The 24,728-nt window shown below is 62.1% G+C and carries 25 protein-coding genes and 1 pseudogene; 14 read left to right on the top strand and 12 right to left on the bottom strand.

Features of this window, described 5'->3' with window-relative positions; all coding sequences use genetic code 11:
* The first annotated feature begins 11 nt into the window (after positions 1-11).
* The 6 genes from dapD (at position 12) to ABLV49_RS11370 (ending at position 6,844) form a co-directional block, all read left to right on the top strand.
* Entirely contained in the window at positions 12-839 is an 828-nt protein-coding gene (gene dapD, locus ABLV49_RS11345; protein ID WP_349276517.1) for a 2,3,4,5-tetrahydropyridine-2,6-dicarboxylate N-succinyltransferase, read from the top strand.
* A 47-nt stretch (positions 840-886) separates the two neighbouring features.
* Entirely contained in the window at positions 887-2,038 is a 1,152-nt protein-coding gene (locus tag ABLV49_RS11350; protein ID WP_349276518.1) for a PilT/PilU family type 4a pilus ATPase, read from the top strand.
* A 7-nt stretch (positions 2,039-2,045) separates the two neighbouring features.
* On the top strand, positions 2,046-3,266 hold the full coding sequence (dapE, locus tag ABLV49_RS11355; protein WP_349276519.1) for a succinyl-diaminopimelate desuccinylase: 1,221 nt from the start codon (positions 2,046-2,048) through the stop codon (positions 3,264-3,266).
* Positions 3,263-4,159, top strand: a complete 897-nt coding sequence (gene prmB / locus ABLV49_RS11360; protein WP_349276520.1) for a 50S ribosomal protein L3 N(5)-glutamine methyltransferase — start codon at positions 3,263-3,265, stop codon at positions 4,157-4,159. The genes dapE and prmB overlap by 4 nt, the downstream gene beginning before the upstream one ends.
* 67 nt (positions 4,160-4,226) lie before the next feature.
* On the top strand, positions 4,227-6,245 hold the full coding sequence (locus ABLV49_RS11365) for an ATP-binding cassette domain-containing protein (protein ID WP_349276521.1): 2,019 nt from the start codon (positions 4,227-4,229) through the stop codon (positions 6,243-6,245).
* 113 nt (positions 6,246-6,358) lie between these two features.
* Positions 6,359-6,844, top strand: a complete 486-nt coding sequence (locus ABLV49_RS11370; protein ID WP_349276522.1) for a hypothetical protein — start codon at positions 6,359-6,361, stop codon at positions 6,842-6,844.
* A gap of 87 nt (positions 6,845-6,931) precedes the next feature.
* On the opposite strand, the gene ABLV49_RS11375 is transcribed toward ABLV49_RS11370, so the two are convergent.
* On the bottom strand, positions 6,932-8,845 hold the full coding sequence (locus ABLV49_RS11375; RefSeq protein ID WP_349276523.1) for a propionate--CoA ligase: 1,914 nt from the start codon (positions 8,843-8,845) through the stop codon (positions 6,932-6,934).
* Positions 8,846-9,141: 296 nt separating this feature from the next.
* Here ABLV49_RS11375 and ABLV49_RS11380 point away from each other — a divergent pair, with 296 nt between their 5' ends.
* From ABLV49_RS11380 to ABLV49_RS11390, 3 genes are all read left to right on the top strand, one after another.
* A complete protein-coding gene (locus ABLV49_RS11380; RefSeq protein WP_349276524.1) occupies positions 9,142-10,872 on the top strand; it encodes an ABC transporter ATP-binding protein/permease in 1,731 nt (576 codons plus the stop codon).
* A gap of 98 nt (positions 10,873-10,970) precedes the next feature.
* Complete coding sequence (locus ABLV49_RS11385; RefSeq protein ID WP_349276525.1) at positions 10,971-11,399, top strand: DUF1810 domain-containing protein; 429 nt, start codon at positions 10,971-10,973, stop codon at positions 11,397-11,399.
* A gap of 64 nt (positions 11,400-11,463) precedes the next feature.
* Positions 11,464-11,856, top strand: a complete 393-nt coding sequence (locus ABLV49_RS11390; protein ID WP_349276526.1) for a VOC family protein — start codon at positions 11,464-11,466, stop codon at positions 11,854-11,856.
* 29 nt (positions 11,857-11,885) lie between these two features.
* On the opposite strand, the gene ABLV49_RS11395 is transcribed toward ABLV49_RS11390, so the two are convergent.
* The 4 genes from ABLV49_RS11395 to ABLV49_RS11410 all read right to left on the bottom strand — a co-directional run bounded on the left by ABLV49_RS11395 (position 11,886) and on the right by ABLV49_RS11410 (position 14,507).
* Positions 11,886-12,509, bottom strand: coding sequence for an isochorismatase family protein (locus tag ABLV49_RS11395; protein WP_349276527.1), 624 nt, complete (start codon positions 12,507-12,509; stop codon positions 11,886-11,888).
* 80 nt (positions 12,510-12,589) lie between these two features.
* Complete coding sequence (locus tag ABLV49_RS11400) at positions 12,590-13,150, bottom strand: RcnB family protein (protein WP_349276528.1); 561 nt, start codon at positions 13,148-13,150, stop codon at positions 12,590-12,592.
* 250 nt (positions 13,151-13,400) lie between these two features.
* The gene (locus ABLV49_RS11405) at positions 13,401-13,883 is read right to left on the bottom strand and encodes a DUF2721 domain-containing protein (protein WP_349276529.1); all 483 of its coding nucleotides are present in this window, start codon (positions 13,881-13,883) and stop codon (positions 13,401-13,403) included.
* A gap of 132 nt (positions 13,884-14,015) precedes the next feature.
* Complete coding sequence (locus ABLV49_RS11410) at positions 14,016-14,507, bottom strand: phasin family protein (RefSeq protein ID WP_349276530.1); 492 nt, start codon at positions 14,505-14,507, stop codon at positions 14,016-14,018.
* A gap of 196 nt (positions 14,508-14,703) precedes the next feature.
* On the opposite strand from ABLV49_RS11410, the gene ABLV49_RS11415 reads away from it, so the two are divergent.
* The gene (locus tag ABLV49_RS11415; RefSeq protein WP_349276531.1) at positions 14,704-15,444 is read left to right on the top strand and encodes a glutathione peroxidase; all 741 of its coding nucleotides are present in this window, start codon (positions 14,704-14,706) and stop codon (positions 15,442-15,444) included.
* 43 nt (positions 15,445-15,487) lie between these two features.
* Here ABLV49_RS11415 and ABLV49_RS11420 read toward each other — a convergent pair whose 3' ends face one another.
* Together ABLV49_RS11420 and ABLV49_RS11425 are read right to left on the bottom strand one after the other, a co-directional pair.
* Entirely contained in the window at positions 15,488-16,765 is a 1,278-nt protein-coding gene (locus tag ABLV49_RS11420) for an Hsp70 family protein (RefSeq protein ID WP_349276532.1), read from the bottom strand.
* Positions 16,762-17,286 carry a hypothetical protein gene (locus tag ABLV49_RS11425; protein WP_011801185.1) on the bottom strand — a complete coding sequence of 175 codons (525 nt, stop codon included), beginning with the start codon at positions 17,284-17,286 and terminating at the stop codon, positions 16,762-16,764. The genes ABLV49_RS11420 and ABLV49_RS11425 overlap by 4 nt, the downstream gene beginning before the upstream one ends.
* Before the next feature lie 238 nt (positions 17,287-17,524).
* Between ABLV49_RS11425 and ABLV49_RS11430 the strand changes: the two genes are divergently transcribed.
* Positions 17,525-17,743, top strand: coding sequence for a hypothetical protein (locus ABLV49_RS11430; RefSeq protein ID WP_011801184.1), 219 nt, complete (start codon positions 17,525-17,527; stop codon positions 17,741-17,743).
* Positions 17,744-17,782: 39 nt separating this feature from the next.
* Here the strand turns inward: ABLV49_RS11430 and ABLV49_RS11435 are convergent, their stop codons facing one another.
* The 5 genes from ABLV49_RS11435 to ABLV49_RS11455 all read right to left on the bottom strand — a co-directional run bounded on the left by ABLV49_RS11435 (position 17,783) and on the right by ABLV49_RS11455 (position 21,935).
* The gene (locus ABLV49_RS11435; RefSeq protein ID WP_349276533.1) at positions 17,783-18,085 is read right to left on the bottom strand and encodes a hypothetical protein; all 303 of its coding nucleotides are present in this window, start codon (positions 18,083-18,085) and stop codon (positions 17,783-17,785) included.
* The gene (locus ABLV49_RS11440; RefSeq protein ID WP_349276534.1) at positions 18,082-18,801 is read right to left on the bottom strand and encodes a hypothetical protein; all 720 of its coding nucleotides are present in this window, start codon (positions 18,799-18,801) and stop codon (positions 18,082-18,084) included. Before ABLV49_RS11440 ends, ABLV49_RS11435 begins: the two co-directional genes overlap by 4 nt.
* Positions 18,798-19,823: an MlaD family protein gene (locus ABLV49_RS11445; protein WP_349276535.1), complete on the bottom strand. Its 1,026-nt coding sequence runs from the start codon at positions 19,821-19,823 to the stop codon at positions 18,798-18,800. The genes ABLV49_RS11440 and ABLV49_RS11445 overlap by 4 nt, the downstream gene beginning before the upstream one ends.
* Positions 19,824-19,841: 18 nt before the next feature.
* Complete coding sequence (locus ABLV49_RS11450) at positions 19,842-20,645, bottom strand: MlaE family ABC transporter permease (protein WP_349276536.1); 804 nt, start codon at positions 20,643-20,645, stop codon at positions 19,842-19,844.
* A gap of 117 nt (positions 20,646-20,762) precedes the next feature.
* The gene (locus tag ABLV49_RS11455; RefSeq protein WP_349276537.1) at positions 20,763-21,935 is read right to left on the bottom strand and encodes a PQQ-dependent sugar dehydrogenase; all 1,173 of its coding nucleotides are present in this window, start codon (positions 21,933-21,935) and stop codon (positions 20,763-20,765) included.
* A 220-nt stretch (positions 21,936-22,155) separates the two neighbouring features.
* On the opposite strand from ABLV49_RS11455, the gene ABLV49_RS11460 reads away from it, so the two are divergent.
* The 3 genes and pseudogenes from ABLV49_RS11460 to ABLV49_RS11470 all read left to right on the top strand — a co-directional run.
* Positions 22,156-22,755, top strand: coding sequence for a C40 family peptidase (locus tag ABLV49_RS11460; protein WP_349276538.1), 600 nt, complete (start codon positions 22,156-22,158; stop codon positions 22,753-22,755).
* A gap of 429 nt (positions 22,756-23,184) precedes the next feature.
* Positions 23,185-24,303, top strand: coding sequence for an MBL fold metallo-hydrolase (locus ABLV49_RS11465; protein ID WP_349276539.1), 1,119 nt, complete (start codon positions 23,185-23,187; stop codon positions 24,301-24,303).
* Positions 24,304-24,453: 150 nt separating this feature from the next.
* Positions 24,454-24,717 (top strand): annotated as a pseudogene (locus tag ABLV49_RS11470) (MFS transporter); the annotation flags it as partial.
* Between the last annotated feature and the right edge of the window lie 11 nt (positions 24,718-24,728).

Here is a 24,728-nt window from a genome sequence, read left to right on the forward strand (position 1 = left end):
AAAACTCAAAAATGACTCAAGACAATCTGCAAGCCACCATCGACGCCGCCTGGGAAAACCGCGCCAACCTGTCGTCCGCTTCTGCGCCAAAAGAAGTTCTGGAGGCCGTTGAGCACGCCATCGAGCAGATCAACAACGGTACATTGCGCGTCGCCACCCGCGAAGGCGTGGGCCAGTGGACGACGCACCAGTGGCTGAAAAAAGCCGTGCTGCTGAGCTTTCGCCTGAAAGACAACGAACTCATGCGCGCCGGCGAACTGGGTTTTTACGACAAGGTGCCGACCAAGTTTGCCAACCTGAGCGAGCAGGAAATGCGCGCCACCGGCGTGCGCGTGGTGCCGCCCGCCGTGGCGCGCCGGGGCAGCTTCATCGCCAAGGGCGCGATCTTGATGCCCAGCTACGTCAACATCGGCGCTTACGTCGATGAAGGCACGATGGTCGATACCTGGGCCGCCGTCGGCTCCTGCGCCCAGATCGGCAAGAACGTGCATCTGTCGGGCGGCGTCGGCATTGGCGGCGTGTTAGAGCCGATGCAGGCCAACCCGACCATCATCGAGGACAACTGCTTCATCGGCGCGCGCTCCGAAGTGGTCGAAGGCGTGATCGTCGAAGAAAACTCGGTGCTGTCGATGGGCGTGTACATCGGCCAGAGCACGCCGATTTACGACCGCGAAAGCGACACCGTGAGCTACGGCCGCATTCCGGCCGGCTCCGTCGTCGTCTCGGGCAACCTGCCCAAGGCCGGCGGCAAATACAGCCTGTACTGCGCGGTCATCGTCAAGCGCGTGGATGCAAAAACCCGCGCCACGACCAGCCTGAACGACCTGCTGCGCGACTAATCCAGACAGTGGCTTGCGCATAAATCAACAATGACCAAAGGGTGAGCATGGGAACGATGGAAAGAATTCTGCGTTTGATGGTGGACAAGAAAGCGTCTGACGTTTACCTGTCCGCCCACTCACCCGCCATCATCAAGATCAACGGGCAGGCGATTCCCATCAATGCGCAGATCCTGCCGGCCGACGCGCCGCGCAGCCTGCTGGCCGAAATGGTGCCGCCAGAGCGGATCGAGGAACTCGATGAAATCGGCGAACTCAACATGGGTCTGGCGGTCGAGGGCCTGGGCAACTTTCGCATCAGCGGCTTTCGCCAGCGCAGCACCTATGCGGCGGTGATTCGCTACATTCCGAACAAGATTCCGGCGCTGGCCAGCCTGAACCTGCCGCCGCTGCTGGGCGATCTGATCATGGAAAAGCGCGGCCTGCTGCTGATGGTGGGCGCCACCGGCGCCGGCAAAACCACCACGCTGGCGTCGATGATCGACAAGCGCAATGAAACCGTCACCGGCCACATCCTGACGATTGAAGACCCGATTGAGTTTTTCTTCACCAACAAGAAGTCGGTCGTCAACCAGCGCGAGGTCGGCAGCGACACCCAGTCGCTGCAGGTGGCGCTGAAAAACGCGCTGCGCCAGGCGCCCGACGTGATCATGATCGGCGAGATCCGCGACCGGGAAACCATGTCGGCGGCAATTGCCTACGCGCAGTCCGGCCACCTGTGCCTGGCCACCATGCACGCCAACAACAGCTACCAGGCGCTTAACCGCATCCTGAGCTTTTACCCGGTCGAAGTGCGCCCGACCATGCTGGGCGACCTGGCGGCCGCCTTGAAGGCCGTCATCTCGCAGCGCCTGCTGCGCACGCAAACCAACACCCGCGTGCCGGCGGTTGAAGTCATGCTCAACACCAAGCTGGTTTCCGAGCTGATCGAGCGCGGTGATTTTTCGGGCGTCAAGGAAGCGATGGAAAAATCCATGGCCGAAGGCTCGCAGACCTTCGAGCAGAACATTGCCAAAATGATCACGGAAGGCACCGTGACGCGCAAGGAAGGCCTGGCGCATGCCGATTCGCCAACCAACCTGATGTGGCGGCTGGAAAATGACTTTTCAGCAGCGGCCCAGGCCAAGGCGGATGAAAACCATATCGACCCGGATGACGAGCCGTCATTCACCGAAATCACTTTGGACGTCAGGCACTGAATTCAACATGTCCCGAACACTCCACCTAGCCGAGCAGCTGATTTCCCGCCCGTCCGTCACGCCCGACGATGCCGACTGCCAGGCCCTGCTGATTGCGCGGCTGGCGCCGCTGGGTTTCAAATGCGAAACCATCGTCAGCGGACCCGAGAGTTTCCGGGTAACGAATTTATGGGCGAAATTTGAAGGTTTTAGCCCTTCTGCGCAAGCAGCGCCTGCTCAAGCAGCTATTGAATCCATAGCAAATCCAGAACCCGCACACGCCAAAGCCAAGACGCTGGTGTTTGCCGGCCATACCGACGTGGTGCCGACCGGCCCGCTGGAGCAGTGGCACAGCCACCCGTTCACGCCCAGCCACCGCGCGGGCAAGCTGTACGGACGCGGCACGGCCGACATGAAAACCTCGATTGCCGCCATGGTCGTGGCGGTCGAGGAATTCCTGGCGGCGCATCCCCGGCCCGCCCTGTCGATGGCCTTTTTGATCACCAGCGACGAGGAAGGCCCCGGCATCGACGGCACGGTGGTGGTCTGCGAGCAGCTTTTGGCCAGGGGCGAGGTGCTCGATTACTGCATCGTCGGCGAACCCACCTCGGTCAAACAGCTGGGCGACATGATCAAGAACGGCCGGCGCGGCACCCTGAGCGGCAAGCTCAGCGTCAAGGGCGTGCAGGGCCATATCGCCTATCCGCACCTGGCCAAGAACCCGATTCACCTGTTCGCGCCAGCGCTGGCCGAACTGGTGGCGACGAAGTGGGACCAGGGCAATGATTTTTTCCCGGCCACCAGCTGGCAGGTGTCCAACATCCATGCCGGCACCGGCGCCACCAATGTCATTCCCGGCGACTTGGTGGTTGACTTCAATTTCCGCTTCTGCACCGAATCGACTCCCGAAAGCCTGCAGCAGCGCCTGCTGGCCATTTTGAGCCGGCACCAGTTCGAATACGACCTGAAATGGACACTGGGCGGCCTGCCCTTTTTGACCACGCCCGGCACGCTGGTCGATGCGGTGCGCGGCGCGATTTTGGCCGAAACCGGCGTGCAGACCGAACTGTCCACGACCGGCGGCACCAGCGACGGCCGCTTCATCGCCAAGATCTGCCCGCAAGTCATTGAACTCGGTCCGGTCAACGCGACGATCCACCAGATCAACGAGTGTGTGGCGGTCAGCTCACTCGACCCGCTCAAGAACATCTACAAGGGCGTTCTCGAACGCCTGGCAGGACTGGCATGACGACAACTCCCACCCCCACCGTGACCGTGCTCGAACTGATCGAGCAGATGGCCGACCGGCTCGACGCTGCCGGATTGAGCTTTTCCGACGGCTACGGCCACGGCACGACCAATGCGTTCGACGAAGCCGCCTGGCTGGTGCTGTGGAAGCTGGGCCTGGAGCTTGACGACCTGGAATCCGTCGAAAACAGGCCGGTATCGCCCGAGGATCAAGCGCAGGTTGCCATGCTGGTTGACACGCGCATCGCCACCCGCAAGCCCGCCGCCTACCTGACGAACGAAGCCTGGCTGATGGGCGTGCCGTTTTATGTCGATGAGCGCGTCATCATTCCGCGCTCCTTCATCGCCGAGCTGCTCGACGACGGCAGCATCGACGACTGGCTGAGCGACGAGACGCAGCGCGTGCTCGATTTGTGCACCGGCAACGGCAGCCTGGCCGTGCTGGCCGCCATGACCTATCCGGAGGTGAGTGTGGACGCCGCCGACATCAGCCCGGACGCGCTGGCCGTGGCGCGCATCAACGTGGACCGGCACCAGCTGGCCAGCCGCATCACGCTGATCGAATCGGACGGCCTGGCAAACTGCCCCGGCGGCTACGACCTGATTTTGTGCAATCCGCCCTATGTGAACGCCGCCAGCATGGCCGCCCTGCCCGCTGAATTCAGGGCCGAACCCGGCTTGGCGCTGGCCGGTGGCAGCGACGGCATGGACTTCATTCGCAGCCTTTTTCTAACTGCCGCCGCGCAAATGAACGAAAATGCGGTGTTGGTGCTGGAAATCGGCAACGAGCGCGAGAATTTTGAACGCGCTTTTCCGCACCTGAAGCCGCTCTGGTTTGAAACCAGCGCCGGCAGCGACCAGGTTCTGTTGCTGACACGGGAACAGCTGGCCTGAAGTCTGCTTTCCTCTTTCGGGCGCTGCGCGCCTTGCGGCCCGACCCTTTTTCTTCATGTTGGTTTAAATGATTACCCTTAAAAACGTGGTGCTGCGTCGCGGCGCCAAAGTGATTCTCGACAGCGCGTCTGTCTCCCTCAATCCGGGCGAAAAAATCGGCCTGGTGGGCCGCAACGGCGCGGGCAAGTCCTCGCTGTTCGCCATGCTCAACGGCACGCTGCACGAAGACGGCGGCGAATACTACATTCCCGCGCAGTGGAAAATGGCGCAGGTCGCGCAGGACATGCCCGAAACCGAGCAAAGCGCCACCAGCTACGTGATCGAAGGTGACGTGGTGCTGCTGGCCGCGCAGACCGAGGTCGATGCGGCCGAGGCCAGCGGCGACGGCGACCGCATGGCGCACGCCTACATGGATTTGTACGATTCCGGCGCGCACGACGCGCAGGCGCGGGCGCAGGCCCTGATCCTCGGCCTGGGGTTCAAGCTCAGCGAACTCGACAATCCGGTCAACAGCTTTTCAGGCGGCTGGCGCATGCGCCTGCAACTGGCGCGCGCGCTGATGTGCCCGTCGGACCTGCTGCTGCTTGACGAGCCGACCAATCACCTGGATTTGGACGCCCTCGTTTGGCTGGAAGCCTGGCTCAAGCGCTACCAGGGAACGATGCTGGTCATCAGCCATGACCGCGAGTTCCTCGATGCCGTGACCGATGTCACGGTGCACATCGAAAGCGCCAAGCTGACGCGCTACGGCGGCAACTACAGCAAGTTTGAAGACCTGCGCGCCGAACAGATGGCGCTGCAGCAAGGCGCTTATTCCAAGCAGCAGGACAAGATTGCCCATTTGCAAAAGTTCATTGCCCGCTTCAAGGCCAAGGCCAGCAAGGCCAAGCAGGCGCAAAGCCGGGTCAAGGCGCTGGACCGCATGGAAAAAATCGCGCCGCTGCTGGCCGAAGCCGATTTCACCTTCGAGTTCAAGGAACCGGCGAACCTGCCCAACCCGATGCTGTCGATGCAGAACGCCTACTTCGGCTACCCCGCGCCCGAGGATGCGCCGGAGGGCACGCCGCCGACCGTCATCGTGCAGAACGTCAGCAAGTCGGTGCTGGCCGGCCAGCGCATCGGCATTCTGGGCGCCAACGGACAGGGCAAATCGACCGTGGTCAAAACCATCGCCCGCGCGCTGGCGCCTATTTCAGGCGACATGACCGAAGGCAAGGGCCTGAACATCGGCTACTTCGCCCAGCAGGAACTTGACGTGCTGCGCCCGGCGGACAACCCGCTGGAGCACATGATCCGCCTGGTCAAGGAAGTGACCGCCGCCGGCAAAATCGGCAGCCAGCCGACCCGCGAGCAAGACTTGCGCAGCTTCCTGGGCAATTTCAACTTTGGCGGCGACATGGTCAAGCAGGCCGTCGGCAGCATGAGCGGCGGCGAAAAAGCGCGGCTGGTGCTGTGCATGATCGTCTGGCAGCGGCCCAACCTCTTGCTGCTCGATGAGCCGACCAATCACCTCGATTTGGCCACGCGCGAGGCGCTGTCGATGGCACTCAATGAATTCGAGGGCACCGTGATGCTGGTCAGCCATGACCGCGCCTTGCTGCGCGCCGTGTGCGACGAGTTCTGGATGGTGTCGCGCGGCGGCGTCGCGCCCTTCGACGGCGACCTGGACGACTACCAGCGCTACCTGCTCGACGAGGCCAAGCGCCAGCGCGAGGAAGCCAAGAAAGCCAGCAACAGCCCCGTGGTGCCCGCTGCTACCAAAACTATAGCTGTCAGCGCAGATGCAGCCAGCGCAAATGGCAATTCTGACGTAAAAAACTCGTCCGGCAAGAAGGAAGACGCCCAGCGCCGCCAGCAACAATCGGATGCGGCCAAGCCGCTGCGCAAGGAACTCGAAAAAATCGACCGCCAGCTGCAAAGCATGAACAGCGAAAAGGCCAACCTGGAAGTTTTGCTGACCACCGCCAAGGCGCCAGCGGAAATCGCCCAGGCCGGCAAGCGCCTCAAGACGATTGAAGCCGACCTGGCCAAGCTCGAAGAACGCTGGCTGGAAGTGACGGAAAAGATCGAAGCCGTCGCGGTGTAAAAAGGTAAGGCCGGGCTGACCTTTCATTGACTTTGGCCCGTTGGGCGCCAACTCTGCCGTGCGCCTGCCAAGCCATCGCACGCAAGATGACATCGAACGAAAGGTTTTGACCCATGCCCACTGCCCTGCACCTGGCCGCTGACGACGCGGCGCTTCAAGCTGCCGTCAGGCGCAGCCGCAAGCTGCTCAACCGGCGCGCGCTCGTTGCCGCCGTCGCCAGCGCGGTGCCGGTGCCCGGCCTGGACTGGGCGGTGGATGCCGCCTTGCTGTCCAGGCTGATTCCCCAGATCAACAGGGAGTTCGGCCTGGCGCCCGAGCAGATCGACCAGCTCGACCCGAAAAAACGCGAACAGGTGCAAAAAGCCGTGGCCATGGTCGGCTCGGTGCTGATCGGCAAATTCATCAGCCGCGACCTGATCATCAAGGCCACAACCAAGATTGGCACGCGCATGGCGACCAAGCAACTCGCCAAGTACGTACCGCTGGCCGGACAGATCGTGGCGGCCACCGTGGGCTATGCGGCCATCCGCTACTTTGGCGAAGAGCACATGAAGGACTGCATCCGCGTGGCCAGGCAGGCGCAGTTACGGCTGGAGTGAAGCGGCTGTCGGCTGCGGAAACAAAAAAGGCGCTGGCCATTCGAATGGCCAGCGCCCCATCTCCTCCCTGGCGGGAGCCGTCCCTTGTTATACGGTTTCTACCCGGTCCCTGATCTGCTGCAGGGCTGCCGGGTCGTCCATCGTCGTCAAATCCCCAGCATCGCGACCTTCGCACACCGCCTGGATCGCCCGGCGCAGCAGCTTGCCGCTGCGCGTCTTGGGCAGCACCGTCACAAAACGCACCCGTGCCGGCCGGGCGACTGCGCCCAGGTCGTTGTCCACGCGCTTCATGATTTCGGCTTCGAGCTTGGCGCAGGCTGCGGCGTCGTTCAGCACGCTGGAATCCTTGAGCACCGCAAAGGCCATCGCGACCTGGCCCTTGAGGCCGTCGGCCACGCCGACCACGGCCACTTCCGACACCTGCGAATGGCCGGAAATGCTTTCCTCGATCTCGCGCGTTCCGAGCCGGTGGCCGGCCACGTTGATCACGTCGTCGGTGCGGCCCAGGATGAAGAAGTAGCCGTCCGCGTCGCGGATTCCCCAGTCGAAGGTGCTGTACACCAGCTTGTCCGGAATGCTCTTCCAGTAGGTGTTGACGAAGCGCGCATCGTCCTGCCAGATGGTCTGCATGAAGCCCGGAGGCGTCGGTCCTTCAATGACGACCACGCCTTTTTCACCCGGAACGGTGAGTTCTTCGCCGGTCGCTTCGTGCAGCAGCTTGACGTTGTAGCCGTACATCGGAATGCCGGGGCTGCCGAACTTGCTGGGCTTGGACTCGACGCCGTTGGCAATCGTCAAAATCGGCCAGCCACTTTCTGTCTGCCAGTAGTTGTCGATGATCGGCACATTCAGGCCTTCGCTGATCCAGCGGGCGGTCGGCTCATCGAGCGGCTCGCCGGCCAGGAACAGCGCGCGCAGGCTCGACAAATCGTATTTGGTCAGCAGCGCGGGATCCTGTTTCTTGAGCACGCGCACGGCGGTCGGCGCACTGAACATGACCGTGACCTTGTACTTTTCGACCAGTTCCCACCAGATGCCGCCGTTGGGCTTTTTGTCCATGCCCTGCGTCGGCAGGCCTTCGTACATGATGGTGGCCATGCCGGCAATCAGCGGGCCATAGACGATGTAGCTGTGGCCGACGACCCAGCCGATGTCGCTGGTCGAGAAGAAGGTTTCGCCGGCATGGCCGTCAAAAATGTGCTTCATGCTCGCGGCCAGCGCCACGGTGTAGCCGGCCGTGTCGCGCTGCACGCCCTTGGGCTTGCCGGTGGTTCCGCTGGTGTAGATGGTGTAGCTGATGGCCGTCGAGTCCAGCCATTCGCACGGCACCTGTGCATCGAAATGCTGTTCGCGCAACTCGTTCCAGAGGTGGTCGCGCCCGGCCACCAGTTCCATCTTGGCCAGGCCCCGGTCGGCCAGCAGCACGGCGCTTGGCTTGTGGCTGGACAGGCGGATCGCCTCGTCGAGCAGCGGCTTGTAGGGCAGCGCCTTGCCGCCGCGCGAGCCACCATCGGAGCTGACAATGACCTTGGGCGCCGCATCCTCGATGCGCGAAGCCAGCGAGCCACTGGCGAATCCGCCGAACACCACGCAATGCACCGCGCCGATGCGCGCGCAGGCCAGCATCGCAAAGGCGGCCTCGGCAATCATCGGCATGTAGATCAGCACGCGGTCGCCCTGCTCGACGCCCAGCGCCTTCAGGCTGGCGGCCATGCGCTGCACTTCGCCGTGCAGGTCCTGGAAGGTGTAGGTTTTCTCCAGGCCGGTTTCGCTGGAAACGGCAATCAGCGCGGCCTGGCCGGCCCGGTCCGCCAAATGCCGGTCCACCGCGTTGTGGCACAGGTTGGTCTGGCCGCCTTCGTACCATTTGACAAACGGCGGGTTGTCGTAGTTGCAGACGCGGTCAAAGGGCTTGTGCCACTCGATCAGCTTGGCCTGCTCGGCCCAGAAGGCGTCGGGCTGGTCGATGGACTGGCGATAAAAATCTGCATAGCTTGTCATGAGTCGTCTCCGGATTTTTGCTGCGGCTGTTGATTGGAAGCGAGCGCGAAAAAATACGCCTGCATCAGCAAAACTGAATTCTTAATTATGGGCAGCGGTCTTGCTGCAAGCTGACGTCTGCCGGCCGGCATTCAAGCAAAACGGATGAACGCTATTAAGTTGATAGCTATCCATGCCCATGCCTATTGCGAAAAAGCCATTTTTAATGCCTAAAACTGAATTTTCAGCTCTTCCGCAGTCCAATCGTGGGCCATTTCGTATCAAATCGGCAGTCAGCCCATCCGATGCAACTATCCATGAACACCCCACAAGAACCCGGTTTCAACGCTCGCCTGTGGCAACGCTTCGCCACGATTGCGCGGCCCTACTGGTTCTCGGATGAACGCTGGCGTGCCCGGGGCATGCTGGTCCTGCTGGTCTTTCTGCTGCTGGGGCAGACTGCCTTCAACGTGCTGTTCAACCAGGAAACGGGCGAATTCACCTCGGCCCTGGCGGCGCGCGATGCCGACCGTTTCTGGGCCTCGATCTGGCGCTACACGGCCATCCTCGTGGCGGCGGTGCCGATTTACGCGCTGTATTACTACGTGCGCGACACGCTCGGGCTGCGCTGGCGGCGCTGGCTGACGGACCGCTTCTTGGCGCGCTATTTTCACCAGCGCGCCTATTACCGGCTCGGCACCGACGCCGGCATCGACAACCCCGACCAGCGCATTTCCGAAGACATCAACTCCTTCACCCAGCAGTCGCTGTATTTCTCGATGATCGTGCTGGGCTCGGTGCTCCAGCTGGTCGCCTTTTCGGCCGTGCTGTGGTCGATCTCGCAGGGTCTGGTTTTTTTCCTGATCGGCTATGCGCTGTTCAGCACCGTGTTCACCGGCGCGGTGTTCGGCAAGCGGCTGATCGGGCTGAACTTTCGCCAGCTGCAGCGCGAGGCCGACTTTCGCTTCAGCCTGGTGCGGGTGCGCGAACATGCCGAGCCGATTGCCTTTCACGATGGCGAGGCGCGCGAAATGTCGGCGCTGCAACGCATCTTCGCGCTGGCCTACGCCAACTACCAGCAGGTGCTGCGCTGGCAGTTCAAGCTCAACCTGTTCCAGTACGCGCATGGTTTCCTGACCATCGTGCTGCCGACGGTGATCATTGCCAATGATGTGCTGTCGGGGCGCCTGGAGGTTGGCCGGGCGATACAGGCCGCGGGCGCCTTTGCCGCCATCCTGAGCGCGCTGACCGTGATCGTCGAACATTTCGAAGGCCTGAGCCGCTTTTCAGCCGGCGTCGAGCGGCTGCATGCCTTTTCGCAAGCGCTGGGTGCCGAAGCCGGCACGCCCGGCGGCGCTGCCGATGATGCCTTCCAGAAAATTCATACGGTGCATGGTTTTGAGTTAAGCCTTGAACGGCTGACGATACTCACGCCCGGGCGGGAGCACCTGCTGCTCCAGGAGGTCACGCTGGCCGTCAATCCGGGCGAGGGGCTGCTGATTGTCGGACCCAGCGGCACCGGCAAGAGTTCGCTGCTGCGGGTGATTGCCGGGCTGTGGACCACCGGCTCGGGCGAGGTGACGCGGCCGGCCGGGTCGGACATGCTGTTCATGCCCCAGCAGCCCTATCTGCCGCTGGGCGATCTGCGCTGCCAGCTGACCTATCCGCACACGGAGCGCGACATCTCGGACGAAGAGCTGCTGCAGTGGCTGGCGCAGGTGAACCTGCCAGCGCTGGCCGAGCGCTTCGGCGGCCTGGGTGCCGAGCTGGACTGGGCCAGGGTGCTGTCAGTCGGCGAGCAGCAGCGGCTGGCCTTTGCCCGGGCCTTGCTCGCCAAGCCGCGCTACCTGCTGCTTGACGAGGCCACCAGCGCGCTCGATGCGAGCAACGAGGAGCTTTTGTACGGCCAGCTGGCCGGCCTGTCGATCACCCCGGTCAGCATCAGCCACCACGCGGCGGTCCTGAAACACCACGCATGGGTGCTGGAGTTGCCCGGTGATGGCAGCTGGACGCTGCATGCGGCGAAGAGCTACCGCTGGGGATCCTGAAGGACAAGCAGCGATTCCTGCGGCGCTTGACGCGCTCCAGGTGGCGCCAGAAAATGATTGACCAAATCAAGCCTTGTGCCGCCGCGCAAGATTGCGCCATGAACGATCCTCATCATCTTCAGCGTTTTGTCCTGGCGCAAGACCCGATTTATCCGCAGGTCTGCGCCGAGTTGGCGGCCGGCGCCAAGGCCAGCCACTGGATGTGGTTTGTCTTTCCGCAACTGCAGGCGCTGGGCCGCAGCAGCACCGCGCAGTTTTTCGGCATCGCATCCCGGGACGAGGCACTGGCCTACTGGCAGCATCCCATGCTCGGGCCGAGGCTCAAGGCGTGCGCTGAACTCGTTTTGGCTGTCCAAGGCAAGACGGCGCTGCAGATTTTTCACTCGCCGGACGACCTCAAGTTCCGCTCGTCAATGACGCTGTTTGCGCAGGTGGCGCCGCAAGAACCGGTCTTTGACCGGGCACTGGACAAGTACTTCGGCGGAAAAGGCGATGCCAGGACGCTTGAGCTGCTGGAGGTTTTATAGGGTTTTTGGAACTGCAAGGGTCATTGCCGGGTCACAGACCTATTGCCTGATTTGGGGGAGCACCATGGCCATTCAACTGAACCACACCATCGTATCAAGCCGTGATCCGCAGGCTTCGGCGGCATTCCTGGCCGACATCCTGGGCTGCGCCGCGCCGGTACTGTTCGGCCCGTTCCACGGCGTGGAACTGGACAACGGCGTCACCCTGGACTTCCTGCAGTCCGATGGCCACATCACCCGGCAGCATTACGCTTTTCTTGTCAGCGAAGACGAATTCGAGGTGATTTTCGGCCGCATCCGGGAACGCACCCTGCCCTACTGGGCCGACCCTGGCCATCAGCAGCCCGGCAGGATCAACCACAGGGACGGCGGGCGCGGCGTTTACTGGAACGATCCGGATGGCCACTATCTTGAAATCCTCACCCGCCCCTACGGCAGTGGCGGCAGTGGCGAATAATCTGGCGGGGAATGCAGCCCCGGCCGGCCCTATTTCACCAGGGCCAGCATTTCCCTGAACGCCGGGTGTTCGCAGCTGCGCGCCCATTCAAACGCCACCATCTCCGTCGTCACCAACTCGGCGCCGTTGCCGGCCAGCCGGTCGAACGCCGCGTCGCGGTCGCGTTCGCTGCGGGAGCTGCAGGCATCGGTGACGACCCACACGTCGAACTCTTCTTCCAGCAGTTCGAGCGCGGTCTGCATCAGGCAGACGTGCGCCTCGCAGCCGGCAATCACGATCATGCTGCGGCCTTCTTCCTCGGGTTCCGGGGGTTTTTGCATATGCTTGGGCAGGCTGCGGGCATTGCCGCCGCTGGGCGCCTTGCGCACGGGCGGGCGCAACCACTCGACCAGGCCCTCGGCGGCGGCGCTGAAATGCATCTTGGCCATCGTCTTGCCGCCGGCCGAATCAATCGCCGCCTGCAGCTCGGGCAGGTTCTGGCCCAGCTTGTCGGGGTTTTGCGCCGTGCCCCAGACCGGCACCTCCATGATCCGGGCCATGCGGGCCAGGCGCAGGGCATTGGCCACGACAACTTCATGTTCAAAAATGACGGGCATCAGGCGAATCTGGTAATCGACCAGCACGAGTTGGGAGTCATCGGCGTCAAGCAGCATATTGGGTTATTCCTTAAGTTTGGAACCCATTATCCCAGCCCGTCGCCTGCGCCAAGAGGGCACAAAAATCACAAGCAGAGTCAGTAGCCGCTCAGGTTCTGGATGGCATCGACCACCATGCTGGTGCCGATGGCCAGCAGCAGGATGTCGGACGACACCCGGACGTAACGGTAGCCCGATGGCGGCGCGCCGAGCTGGTAAACAACACGCTGGGGCAGCGGGTAATAGACCACATTGCGGGGCAAGCGCTGGCCCACGACATATTTTTTGGCCTGTCCGGGAGGCATGCAGCCATTGTGTTTCTTGGCCAGGCCGGGAGGGCAGCGGCCGGCCTTGAACTCGTTGCCGTAATAGGTCCGAACCACCGTGCGCTGCTGGTTGCCGAAATAACCGCCTACCCTGACATTGCCAGCCCGTGGACTGTTGCCGGATTTTTGGCCCGAAGGAGCATGCTCAACCCGCTGGTTGTCCTGTTGGTTGCCGTGCTGGTTGCCGTGATCGTTGCCGGCCTTCTGCTCATGCTTGCCGCCTTTGTCGCCCTTGCCGCCGCCGGCCCATTCGGGCTTTTCGGCAAAGCTGGCGGTACAGGCCAGCGTAGCGGCCAGCACCAGGGCGAAGCTGCGACCGCTGCGAAGCAACATTGATTTTTTGATTTGCGTTGTCATTTTTAATTCCGAGGTTATGCATCGAAGTCCAGCCTTCTTTGCAAGCGATCTAAACGGGCTGCCCCAGTCCCGGAACCCGTGAAAATTATTCTAGGGCGGGGTAAAAATTCCTTGCGTCATCAAACATGCCGTTTCACGGTGATACATTCGGTCACATCATCGGGAGCGAATTCTTGATACGCTCCGCTTTTTATAGCACTAACCAATTACTGGTATTGCGCAAAGGCTATTTTTCATGAATGATTTGCTGATTTGGCGCTGCCGGCAGTTCGGCAAACTTGAGCAGATGGGTGGCCAGCAGGGTTTCGGCCAGGAAACAAACCAGCGCCGATAAAAAGCAGACGACGCCCCCCAGAAAGCACACCGTGGCGATCTTGAAAATCGGCAATTCGCTGGTTTCGCCCAGGAACAGCAGGATGATGGTGCTGCCGATCAGGATGGCGCAAAACGTCAGCAAGGCCAGGCAACCGTTGACCAGCCAGCCCCGGTGCCTGAGCCGGTTCAATTCGTCATAGATTTTGGCAGCCCGCATCTGCTCGACAGCACCGCTTTCAAGCCGGCCTTCCAGAAACCGTGCGCGGTCGATGATCCGGGCCAGGCGGCCGGCCACCGCGCTGATCATCCCGGAAACGGCCGTCAGCAAAAACACCGGGGCGACCGCCAGTTGTATGCCGTGGGTCACGCCCGCAAGGTCGGTCGCAAAATTCATCCGGGCTCCGCTGCATGAGGTTGATAGCCGGCCATTTTCTCACGCAAAAAGCAGGTTCATGATCCATGCCCCAGACAGCACGCAGCGCCCGCTTGCTCAAGCCCCCCCCGAAGCAGGCAGCGGGCTTAACCCTCAGGAGTGCCAGGCCTGCCCGTCCGGAACATGGGCAGTCATGGGGAACAAACTGCTGGCCAGCGGTGGCATGGCCGCCTGAAGGACTTCCAGCGGTGACTTCATGCCGGTGTCTTTTTCGATCTTCAGCACCTGGCTCACGCTCCTCATCATTTCTACTTGCGTCTGCATCGCTTGCGCGACAAGTTGCTGCCAGTATTTGCCTGAGCTTTGCAGGCAAAAGCGCATGAGTTCGGACTGGATCGCCATCAGGTCGGCGGGCTGGCAGGGGGTAAACAGCTTTTGGGCCGTCTCTTCATGAAAGACCGACGCCTCATGCGCTGCATCCTGCTGGATTTTTCGCAGGGCTTCGCTGCTGCGGCACAGCGCGCTGGTCCCTTCAACCACCAGGGCAAGCTGATGGCGGCCAAGCTCGGAAAATAGATTGGAGAAAGATTTATCGCTGTCTGAAACCTCGCGCCGGCTAGAGGTTTCCTTCGTTTTCGTGCTCATGGCAATTCCTTTTGAAAAAGTGAACTGAAAGATGGCAACCCGTGGTTACCGCGAATACGAATTTTGTGGGTTCGAGCCGTCAGCTCGCATGGCTGAGGATGTAAAAAAGTTAACAAGAATTAACGCGTTGCCTGGCATGGCACACTGAAAGGTTGAACACCTCTCTGGTGTTTTTATTCCCAACTCAAGGATTGCCATGCTGCCCAACAAAGAAGGACAACACGTCCCTCAAGCCACCTTCAAGACCCGCCAGAACGACAAATGGGCTGATGTCACCAGCGCCAACCTGTTCGATGGCAAAACCGTCGTGGTCTTCTCGCTGCCCGGCGCGTACACGCCGACCTGCTCTTCAACCCATCTGCCGCGCTACAACGAACTGGCCAACACGCTCAAGGCCCACGGGGTCGATGAGGTGGTATGCATTTCGGTCAACGATGCCTTCGTGATGAACGAATGGGGCCAGGCGCAGGAAGCCGAAAACCTCACCCTGATTCCCGACGGCAACGGCGAATTCACCGAAGGCATGGGCATGCTGGTCGATAAAAGCAGCCTGGGCTTTGGCAAGCGCTCATGGCGCTATTCGATGCTGGTCAAAAACGGCATCGTTGAGAAAATGTTCATCGAGCCTGAAAAGGAAGGCGATCCGTTTGAAGTGTCGGACGCCGACACCATGCTCAACTACATCGCCCCTGATGCCAAGGCGCCCGAGCCGATCACGGTTTTCACCAAGCCCGGCTGCCCGTTCTGCGCCAGGGCCAAGTCTCTGCTCAGGGAAGCCGGCCTGCGCTATGAGGAAATCTCGCTGGGCAACGGCATCACTTCACGCAGCCTGTATGCCGTTTCAGGAGCGGGAACGGCGCCCCAGGTATTTTGCGGCGGCCAGAAAATTGGCGGCTCAGAACAGCTGGAAGCCTGGCTGGGCCAGCGCGGCCAATAGTCAAGCCGGATGCGCACGCTCTTGGTTGAAGAGCGTGCGCTCCTCAAGCGAATTTTCGCTGCGCATCCAGCGCCAGCCCGGCGCCGATGCTGCCGAACAAATCGCCTTCGACGCACCTAGCCTGCGGCGTCAGCGCCAGCACCCGCTCGCGCAGCAAGGGCACGCCGCTGGAGCCGCCGGTGAAAAACACGGTGTCAATGCCGGCTGCGGTGATTCCCGCATCGCTCAGAAGACGGGCAACCGTCTGCTCGACCGAAGTCACCAGCCCGTCAATCGCCCGGTCCAGCCCGGCACGGTGCAGCGTCACGCTTTCGCCGGCTGAAATGCGGCCGATGTCGATGTCCGTCGCCTCGGCATTGGACAGGGCAATCTTGGCCTCTTCAACCTGCAGCGCCAGCCAGTGACCGGCGCGTTCGCGGACCACGCTTTGCAGCCGTTCCAGCCGGGGCCGGTCAGCGGCGTCGCGGTGCAGCTCGGCAATCTGCGCCCATGCCTTTTTGGTATAGGCCTGGTTGATGGTGTGCCAGGTCGCCAGGTTGAAGTAATGGGCCGACGGCATTTCGCGCCCGCTTTTCAGCAGGCTGCCCAGCCCCAGCATGGGCATCATGCTGGCCAGGCTCAGGGCCTTGTCAAAGTCGGTGCCGCCGATATGCACGCCGCCGCTGGCCAGGATGTCGTCGCGCCGCTCGGCCCGGCCGGCACGCTCGGGACCGACGCGGATCAGGGTGAAGTCGGATGTGCCGCCGCCAATGTCAACCACCAGCACCAGTTCTTCACGCGAAATCTGCGACTCATAGTCGAACGCGGCGGCAATCGGCTCGTACTGGAAAGCGATCTCGCGCAGGCCGGCCTGGCGGGCAATGGCTTCCAGCGTGTCCTGGGCGCGCTGGTCGGCCACCGGGTCGTCATCGACAAAAAACACCGGCCGGCCCAGCACGGCGCGGGTAAATTCATGCCCTGCCGCCACTTCGGCCCGGCGCTTGAGTTCGCCGATGAAATGCGCCAGCAACTCCTTGAACGGCATGGCACGCCCCGCCACTTCGGTGTACTCGTCCATCATCGAGGTGCCGAGCAAACTTTTCAGCGAGCGCATCAGCCGGCCTTCATGGCCTTCGAGGTAGTCGGCCAATGCCGCGCGGCCATAGCTGACATGGGCGTCTTCGGCATGAAAAAAGATCACCGAAGGCAGCGTCAGCTTGCCCTCTTCGAGCGCCAGCAGGGCGCGCTGCCCCGGTCGGCTCCAGCCGGCGGTGGAGTTGGAGGTTCCGAAGTCAATTCCGCAGGCGTACACGGGCGCAGCCGGCGCGGCCAGGGCGCTCATCGCTCGGCCGGCTTGCCAAAGCCGTTTTCTGCCCAGGCCACGGCACTGGCGCGGTTCAGCTTGAACGACGGGGCGGCCTTCACCTCGGCCAGCAGCTCGCCGGTTTCATCGTGCGCGCTCAGCAGCGCATGGGGATGCTCTTCATCGGGAACGATGTCGAGTGAAACGGTGACCCGCGCCGCGTTGGCCGTCACGGTGATGCGCTGGTGCAGCGTGGCATGCAGTTGCTGCTCATGGCGGCGCACAAACTCCGAGGCGGTCTTGACGAGGGTGTTGAAGGCGTTGACATCGAGAGGCTTGGGGTTTTTCTTGTCGCGCCCCATGGTCCAGGGGCCGACCAGCGCGGGTTCGGGCTCGCCGTCCTTGATCATCGCCACGGCCCAGCCGTCGTCGTCTTCGTTCTTGATCACCTTGGCCGTCCAGCCGTCGCCGCGCCACAGGCGGGGTTCCTGGGTTTTGGGCAGGTCGGTCAAAGAAGATTCATCAGCCGGATCAGGCGTCGGTATGCGGGGATCAGTCAAGGCTAGCTCACTCAGGTCAATAATCGCGCCCAAAGGGCACTGCGGGATGGGCTGCGGATTTTACTGTCGGCTCGACGCAAAGCAGGCACACAGGCTGTTCTGGTTTCAATTTTTTGGGTCAAATCGGGCTTCTGCGCATATGGACAGGGCGATTATAGCTATTCTTTTTATAGCAAAACTACAATCGTAAGCCTGTTTGCGCCCGCGCAGGCTGAAACACCAAAAACAAAGGATGAGCATGACCGAATGGGTTACGAAAATGTTGGCCTTGATCAAAAGCGGCAACATTCCGGCGGCAGTCGCCCAGATCAAGGCGACCACCAGCAGCAAGGATTTGCGGCAGCTGCATGCCGCACTGGACAAGGCCAAAGCACTGCCGCGCCTTCGGGCCGTGGAGTTGGCGATCAATGATCAGTTGCAGGCGCTCGCGTCACCGCGCCTGAGCCGCTCGCCCTGAACGCCGCAGCCCTTGCCGGCATCAACGGCGTCAACGGAATCAGCCGCGAATCTCGAACTGCGCATCGCCCATGTAACGGTTCGGCCCCAGGGCGGCGGTTAACGCGGCCGATTCAGCCGCCTGCCACTGGCTGAAGATTTCCAGCTCTTCGGGCGACAGGACATCGTCCGCCGGCGTTTCGCCATAAAGAGCCACGATGCGCCGGTAGGCGGCATGCACCGGCGCCACCAGGCTTTCATCGCCCAGCGCGGCTTCCAGGGCTTGCCTGAAACGCTGCTCGGCCGCCTGCAACTGCGCCGGACTGGCGTCTTCAAAGGCGTAAAGTTTGACGGTGTAGCTCATCTTTTCCCATTCTCCTTTTCAGGCGCTTTCTCGGCCTCTTTCACGCTCAAGCCGCTGCCCTGCGCGATGGCCATGCGCCGGCGCAGGCGCGCAGCCTCTTCGGCGTCGCCGCCCTGCTCTGCCCGCGTGGCCTGCACGCCCAGCCAGGCCAGCAGCGGACGCCGCCAGCCCTGGCTTGAGGCCGTGTCAATCGCCTGCGCAATCACGGGCGGGCTGGCTTTGCCGGTCTGCAGCAGGACGCCAGCGGCGACCAGTTGCGACAACGGATCGGCGATGCCCTTCAGGGCGTTGGCATCACCCGCCGCCGCAGCGCGCTGGGCTGGCGGCAACAAGGCGATGCTTTCAGCCTGCACCTGGCCGCGCAGGTAATCGGCATAGGCGCGCTGGGCGGCTGTCGCATCGCCTCTCAGGGCATCAAAACCTGCGCAGGGCTCAAGCACCAGGCTGGCGACACGGCTCGCGCAGTGCAGCAGTTCGGCGGTGGCCAGCAGATCGGCACGGCCGGTGCGCGACAGCTGGCTGCGCGCACGCGCCAGCTCGGCGGCTTCGACGCGGCTGTTGCCTTCCATGTAGGCGGCGACGGAACGCTCCATCGAGCCCTTGGCTTCGACCTGCCAGTCGGGCGGTTTGGGACCGCTGCCGCAGGCACCCAGCAGCAAGGCAGTCGCCGCCAGCGGAACAGCGCATTTGACAGTGGAGCAAAAGAAGGTTTTCACGGCAGCTTCATCTCCGCATCGCGGGCAAACGGCCATTTTCGGTTGATCTCGCTGACCAGGCCTTCAACTTTTCGCAGGCTGGCTTCCACGTCGCCCCGCAAGGCGCTCAGGTCGGACGTGGCGTCCTTGGCATTCGCGGTAACGGCCTGCGCATCCATCAAAATGGCATCGACCTTCTTCAGGCTGGTGCGCGCCTCGCCGAGCATGGCATTGAGCTGCACGACGGTGGCACGCGTCTCGGGCAGCACGCCCTTGTCGCCAAACACCTGGGTATCGGTCTTGGCGGCCATGCCGTCGAGCTTGGCCAGCAAGGCATTGGCGCGGTCCAGCGTGGCGGAAAACTTTTTGGCTTCTGCTTCGCTGCCCAGCAGCACGGTCAACGCGCCGCCAGGTCCGTTGAGCCGGCCGGTCAACACTTGCAAATTGGCCAGGCTGGTGCCGACCGAGCCGCTGCTGCCCGTCAGGCTGTTCAGGTTGTCGATCAGGTCCTTGGCGGCGGAAATCACCTTGGGAATTTCCGCGCTGGCATCGCCCTGCAGCACAGCTCGCTCCGCACCGTCGGGCAGCGGCGGATCATTCAGCAGCCCGGTGTAGGCGCGGATGTTCGGGCCGCCCACGATGCCCTTGACCAGCGTGAAAACGCTGCTGGTGCGCAGCCAGTGCGCGTCCTTCTCGGCCACATCGACCAGGATGCGCGCCTTGCCGTCCTCGGCCAGTTCGATGCGCCGCACCCGGCCGATGGGAAATCCGGCAAACGTGATGTCCATGCCGACCACCACGCCTTCGGAATCCTCGGCCATCAGCACCAGACGCTGGGTCGATTCAAAGGCGCCGCGCGCATACAGCACATACAGGGCCGAGCCGCACACCAGCAGCAGCATGAACAGCAGCAGCAGCCTGGCCTTGAGTTCCAGGTTGGCGATGTTTTCGGGCGCGGCACTGCCGGGCACGGGCGCGGACCGCGCTTGAGCCTGACCAACGGGCGGCAGCAAAGGGGGCGGTGAACCGGAAGGTGAACTCATGGATGGATGGCCTGAAAATCAATAATAGTTGCCGACCAGCGAAGCCACTTCAACCAGCAGCAACACCGCGAACATGCGGACCAGTCCGCGCATTTCGGCGCTGCTGCGCACGCTGGCGCCGCGCATTCCGTACAGGGCCGAAGCCATCGGGATCAGCGACACGGCCAGGCAGAAAAACACGGTTTTCAACACAAAAATCAGCGTGACGGCCGGCGTGAACACCTGCCCGAACAGCCGCGTATAGATCGCCAGCCCCGACACGGCAAATCCATAGACCGCGACATACGCCACCATCACCGCCACCACGCAACTGAGCGCGGCCAGCGTGATGCCCGAAAACATGCCGGCCACCACGCGCGGCAGCACCTCGCGGCTTATCGGCTCGACGCCCTGCCTGCGCAGCTCGTCCAGCTCGCCGCTGGCCTGCATGGCGGTGAGTTCCGCCCCATCGGGAATCGTGCAGCGCAACGCCACGAACAGCGCGGCGGACAGCGGAATCAGCTCCAGCACCAGCACCCGGATCACGACCTGCAGCGCATACTGCGACAGGCCATAACTGAGCGCAGTCACCATCACGATGCGCGTGAGCACCACGGTCACCAGCGCGCACAGCAGGGAAAAGCCCAGCAGGATGGGCGCCGTGCTCATATAGATATGCCGGCCCAGCACCAGTCGGTTTTCACGCCGGTAGCTCGATGGCGAGAGCGTCAGCACCAGGATGACCGCGCCCAGGTGGATCAGCTGCCACCATTCAATGAACCACTGCTGCGCAGCCTGACCGGTTCGTGTCAGACGGCGGTGCCAGCTAGCGGATGGAGTCATGCCTGCATGATAACGGCGCGCCTGTTCAATGTTTGCAGCATGTGCGGCCCGCTATTGTGGTGACGATCCTGCGGGTCTGAACTACCGAAAAATCGCTTTTCTGTTCTTATCTTCTGCTTATCTGCCGGCCTGAACTGGCAGCAAACGGATGAGCTTGCCATCGGTGCTGTCGGTCAGCACATAAAGCAGGCCGTCCGGGCCTTGCCGGACATCGCGGATACGCTCGCCGGCCTCGGTCAGCAGCTTGTTTTCCCGCACCACTTTGCCGCCGAAAGGCTCAGAGAGTTCAATCCGGTCCAGGTAGGAAAACTTGAGCGCCCCGACGAACAGGTTGCCCTGCCACGCCTTGCCGTAGCGCTCGCTGGTCAGGAAAGCCATGCCCGAAGGCGCAATGGACGGCACCCAGTAATGCAGCGGCTGCTCCATTCCGGCCTTGCGGCTCAAGCCTTCGCCGATCTTGCCACCGCCATAGTTTTCACCATAGGTGATTTCCGGCCAGCCGTAGTTGGCGCCCGGCTTGGGCAGGTTGATTTCGTCGCCGCCCTGCGGCCCGTGTTCATGCATCCAGAAGGTGCCGTCGGGCGCCAGCGTGGCGCCCTGGGAATTGCGGTGCCCATAGCTCCAGATTTCAGGCAGCGCACCGGCCTTCCCGACAAACGGATTGTCCTGCGGCACGGAGCCATCCTTGTTGATGCGAACGACCTTGCCATGGTGGTTGTCGAGCTTTTGCGCATCTTCCTTGCGCGAAAAGCGCTCGCCCAGGGTCAGGAACAGCTTGCCGTCGGGCTGGCCATTGGCGCCGGGCGCGCGGCTTTCAACAATCCGGCAGCCAAAATGGGCGGTGCTGGCAACCTTGGGTTTCTGGCTGAAGATCACCCTGAGATTCTCCAGCCGGGCACTGTCCGCGCTCAAGGTGGCGCGCGCCAGCGCTGTGCTGTTGGCCCTGCCGGTCGCGGCAGGCTCCGAGTAACAGAAATACAGGGTGCGGTTGCGGGCAAAGTCACTGTCCGTCATCACATCGAGCAAGCCGCCCTGCCCGCCAGCCGCAATCCCGGGCAGCCCGGCAACAGCGGCGGCCAGTTTGCCATCCGCTTCCACCACCCGCAGCCGGCCCACGCGTTCGGTAACCAGGAATCGCCCGTCGGGCAAAAATGCCAGGCCCCACGGGTTTTGCAATCCCGACGCCACGATTTCAGGGCGCACTTCCTGTGCCTGGGTGAAAGGAGCCAACAGGCTTGACGCCACGGCAATGATGGCGGGCAGCAATCGCCGGCCTGGGTCGAAAAGCATTGTTGGCCCCCCTTGGTTTTGGTTTGATGGCTTTGTGAGGCCTGCGCAAGGAAATAGTTCGCAAAGACCGGCATTGGCGTTTCATTTTTCAAAAACCCCACACTTTGGCTTTAAAAGAAGTCTTTTTGCATCAATTTCAAGAAAAATCAACTGTGTAAATATGAAATCGGTTACACGCTGTTAATTGACGTAGGACCAATCCTTCAAGTATGCTTGGCCCATGCGAATGATTCCCCCTGCTCTCGTCCTGACTATTTTTGTACTTTGCACCATCACAGCCCACGCAACACCCGCCAGTTCTGGCGACGATATAGACAGGTTACTGGCCGATAGAGGTCTTTTAACGAAAATTGGCAATGTTCGCCAAAATGTCAGCCAAAGAGCCTCGGAACTGGTGGTCAACGCCATGGGATTCCTGGGAGTTCCCTATAAATGGGGCGGCACTGATGCCGACACCGGATTTGACTGCAGCGGTTTTGTCGTCTCGGTGTACCAGCAAAGCATCGGCTTGCTGTTGCCGCGCAAGGCCGAGGAGCAGGCGGCGGCCACCCAAAAAATAGACCAAACCGATTTGCAGCCCGGCGACCTGGTGTTTTTCAACACCATGCGGCGCGCCTTCAGCCATGTCGGCATTTATATCGGCAATGGCAAGTTCATCCATGCCCCCCGGACTGGCGCCGAAGTACGGGTTGAAAGCATGGGCGGCAGCTACTGGCAGCGCCGCTTTGATGGCGCCCGGCGCGTTGCGGCCGGTGCGGCAGAGCCGGTGCAGGCGATGCCTGTTGCCGCTTCTTTTGGCGACGCGGCCTCGATTCGCTAAGCCTTCCGTGCCGCGCCTGGCTTCAGGTGCTTCGTTTTTGATAGCTGCTTGTGCATATGCTGTATGCGCAAAGCAGCTTTTTTATTTGCAATCAGCAGCCAATCAGGCCTGCCATGATATGCATTGCAATTAAGGCTGATCGACCACTCATTGCGAAAAGTCAAACAACCACCGCTTTCCGGGCGTAATCTGATCCGATTCAGATGCCCATCACTTTAGCGCGATAGCAGATCGCGGCTTCATCGTCCGGCGCATCAGAGCAAGAGACACCGTTGCGAGGTTCAATGAAAACCCAAGCCTTGGGGATGACTTGCTTTGCGGCTCTACAAAGTCGCGGATTACTGTGCTTCATGACGCTTTCGCTCCATCTGCAACCCCCTCCGCCGGCACGGCCATGCATGTTCGCCACAACCTGAAAGGAAACCCGTCATGAAGCGCAGATATCTGATCGCCACAGCCCTCACCGTGCCACCTCTGCTGCTGGCCGGTTGTGCCAGCCCGGCATCATCCGGCGCCAGCGCGGGAACCGATCCCGCGAAGGCACAGGTTACGGTGCTCTACGACGCCTTCGGCCGTGACCCGGCGCTGCAGAAGGACTGGGGCTACGCCGCATTCCTGGAAGTCGGCGGCAAGCGCATCCTGTTCGACACCGGCAACAATGCCGAGGTGCTGGCGAAGAACGCGGCAGCCAGGAATATTGACCTCTCCAGGCTCGACTTCGTTGTGATGTCGCACCGCCATGGCGATCACATGGGTGGCATGAGCTATCTGCTCAGCGTCAACCCCAAGGTCAGGATTTACGCGCCCAAGGAAGGCTTCGGCATCTACGGCGCGGACCTGCCGAGCGCTTTTTATCGCAAGGACGAATCGCTGCCGGTCGAGCAACGCTACTACGGCGGCAAGCCGCCGGACGTGATGCGCTTCGGCACCGCGTGGCCGCAGGCCAACATCACGCTGGTGGACAAGACCAGCATGATCGCCCCAGGACTCCATCTGATCTCGCTGGTGTCCGACAAGCCCGGCACGCTTGAACTGCGTGAACTCTCGCTGGCCATCGAGACCCCCGACGGCATGGTGATCGTGGTCGGCTGTTCGCACACCGGCATCGACAACATCGTCAAGGCGGCTGCGGCGATCCAGCCGAAAGTCCACCTTATTGCCGGCGGCCTGCATCTCGTCGTCGCCAAGGATCCGGACATCGAGGCCATCATCGCGACACTGCGCGACACCTACAAGGTCGCCTACATCGCCCCCGGGCATTGCACCGGCGAGCCTACCTTTACGGCGTTGCGGAAGGCCTTCGGCGAACGCTACCTTTATGCCGGGCTGGGCAGTACGTTCACGTTGGGCGCCACTCCGCGCATGGTCGGCGCGCTCGGACGGGCAGCCCCATCGACGCCAGGCGACGACGACCAGCAGGGCTACCAGGCCTTGTTCGCGGCCAGCAGCGAACGCCGACGCCGGCTGTTCACCAATCTTGAGCGTTCGCCCGTGCCGGGCGGCGCCTATCTTGCGCAATGGCGGCGCAGCATGACGGGCTGTTGCTGAGGCGGATTATTTCCTGACCGGCTGCAAGTCCGTCCGTGCAACGCCCATGCGTCACTTCCGCCGCCATGCCGATGGATTCCCCAAGCGTCGGATGCGGGTAGATGGGTCTTGCCGTGGCTGTGGGCTTCCGGTGAATCATCAAACAGTTGGGCGCTGGGCGCCGTGGTGTTTGACCTGGGCGTGCAAGCCAGCCTGATCGCGCACCAGACCATCGTTTACAGCCTGGAGCCTGCCGCCCGCAGCCGCCTGAACGCAGTGCTGATGAGTGGCATGTTCATCGGCATGGCCAGCGGCGCCTGGCTGGGCAGCGTCGCCTTGGCGCAGTGGGGCTGGCTGGGCGTGTGTGCGCTGGCCGTGTTGGCTGCGAGTGCGGCCTTGGGGGTGCGGCTGCTGCCACGGGCTACTTCGGCGTAAGGCCTTTCGGC

Source organism: Polaromonas hydrogenivorans (genome assembly GCF_040105105.1).
Taxonomy (GTDB): domain Bacteria; phylum Pseudomonadota; class Gammaproteobacteria; order Burkholderiales; family Burkholderiaceae_C; genus Polaromonas; species Polaromonas hydrogenivorans.

Excerpts from the sequence above, each read along its gene's own strand:
- ABLV49_RS11370 (WP_349276522.1), top strand. The coding sequence starts at position 6,359 with ATGCCCACTGCCCTGCACCTGGCCGCTGACGACGCGGCGCTTCAAGCT.
- ABLV49_RS11410 (WP_349276530.1), bottom strand. The coding sequence starts at position 14,507 with ATGAGCACGAAAACGAAGGAAACCTCTAGCCGGCGCGAGGTTTCAGAC.
- ABLV49_RS11430 (WP_011801184.1), top strand. The coding sequence starts at position 17,525 with ATGACCGAATGGGTTACGAAAATGTTGGCCTTGATCAAAAGCGGCAAC.
- ABLV49_RS11365 (WP_349276521.1), top strand. The coding sequence starts at position 4,227 with ATGATTACCCTTAAAAACGTGGTGCTGCGTCGCGGCGCCAAAGTGATT.
- dapD (WP_349276517.1), top strand. The coding sequence starts at position 12 with ATGACTCAAGACAATCTGCAAGCCACCATCGACGCCGCCTGGGAAAAC.
- prmB (WP_349276520.1), top strand. The coding sequence starts at position 3,263 with ATGACGACAACTCCCACCCCCACCGTGACCGTGCTCGAACTGATCGAG.
- ABLV49_RS11395 (WP_349276527.1), bottom strand. The coding sequence starts at position 12,509 with ATGCTGCTTGACGCCGATGACTCCCAACTCGTGCTGGTCGATTACCAG.
- ABLV49_RS11450 (WP_349276536.1), bottom strand. The coding sequence starts at position 20,645 with ATGACTCCATCCGCTAGCTGGCACCGCCGTCTGACACGAACCGGTCAG.
- ABLV49_RS11375 (WP_349276523.1), bottom strand. The coding sequence starts at position 8,845 with ATGACAAGCTATGCAGATTTTTATCGCCAGTCCATCGACCAGCCCGAC.
- ABLV49_RS11420 (WP_349276532.1), bottom strand. The coding sequence starts at position 16,765 with ATGAGCGCCCTGGCCGCGCCGGCTGCGCCCGTGTACGCCTGCGGAATT.
- dapE (WP_349276519.1), top strand. The coding sequence starts at position 2,046 with ATGTCCCGAACACTCCACCTAGCCGAGCAGCTGATTTCCCGCCCGTCC.
- ABLV49_RS11385 (WP_349276525.1), top strand. The coding sequence starts at position 10,971 with ATGAACGATCCTCATCATCTTCAGCGTTTTGTCCTGGCGCAAGACCCG.
- ABLV49_RS11460 (WP_349276538.1), top strand. The coding sequence starts at position 22,156 with ATGCGAATGATTCCCCCTGCTCTCGTCCTGACTATTTTTGTACTTTGC.
- ABLV49_RS11455 (WP_349276537.1), bottom strand. The coding sequence starts at position 21,935 with ATGCTTTTCGACCCAGGCCGGCGATTGCTGCCCGCCATCATTGCCGTG.
- ABLV49_RS11350 (WP_349276518.1), top strand. The coding sequence starts at position 887 with ATGGGAACGATGGAAAGAATTCTGCGTTTGATGGTGGACAAGAAAGCG.
- ABLV49_RS11390 (WP_349276526.1), top strand. The coding sequence starts at position 11,464 with ATGGCCATTCAACTGAACCACACCATCGTATCAAGCCGTGATCCGCAG.
- ABLV49_RS11400 (WP_349276528.1), bottom strand. The coding sequence starts at position 13,150 with ATGTTGCTTCGCAGCGGTCGCAGCTTCGCCCTGGTGCTGGCCGCTACG.
- ABLV49_RS11435 (WP_349276533.1), bottom strand. The coding sequence starts at position 18,085 with ATGAGCTACACCGTCAAACTTTACGCCTTTGAAGACGCCAGTCCGGCG.
- ABLV49_RS11465 (WP_349276539.1), top strand. The coding sequence starts at position 23,185 with ATGAAGCGCAGATATCTGATCGCCACAGCCCTCACCGTGCCACCTCTG.
- ABLV49_RS11445 (WP_349276535.1), bottom strand. The coding sequence starts at position 19,823 with ATGAGTTCACCTTCCGGTTCACCGCCCCCTTTGCTGCCGCCCGTTGGT.
- ABLV49_RS11405 (WP_349276529.1), bottom strand. The coding sequence starts at position 13,883 with ATGAATTTTGCGACCGACCTTGCGGGCGTGACCCACGGCATACAACTG.
- ABLV49_RS11415 (WP_349276531.1), top strand. The coding sequence starts at position 14,704 with ATGCTGCCCAACAAAGAAGGACAACACGTCCCTCAAGCCACCTTCAAG.
- ABLV49_RS11380 (WP_349276524.1), top strand. The coding sequence starts at position 9,142 with ATGAACACCCCACAAGAACCCGGTTTCAACGCTCGCCTGTGGCAACGC.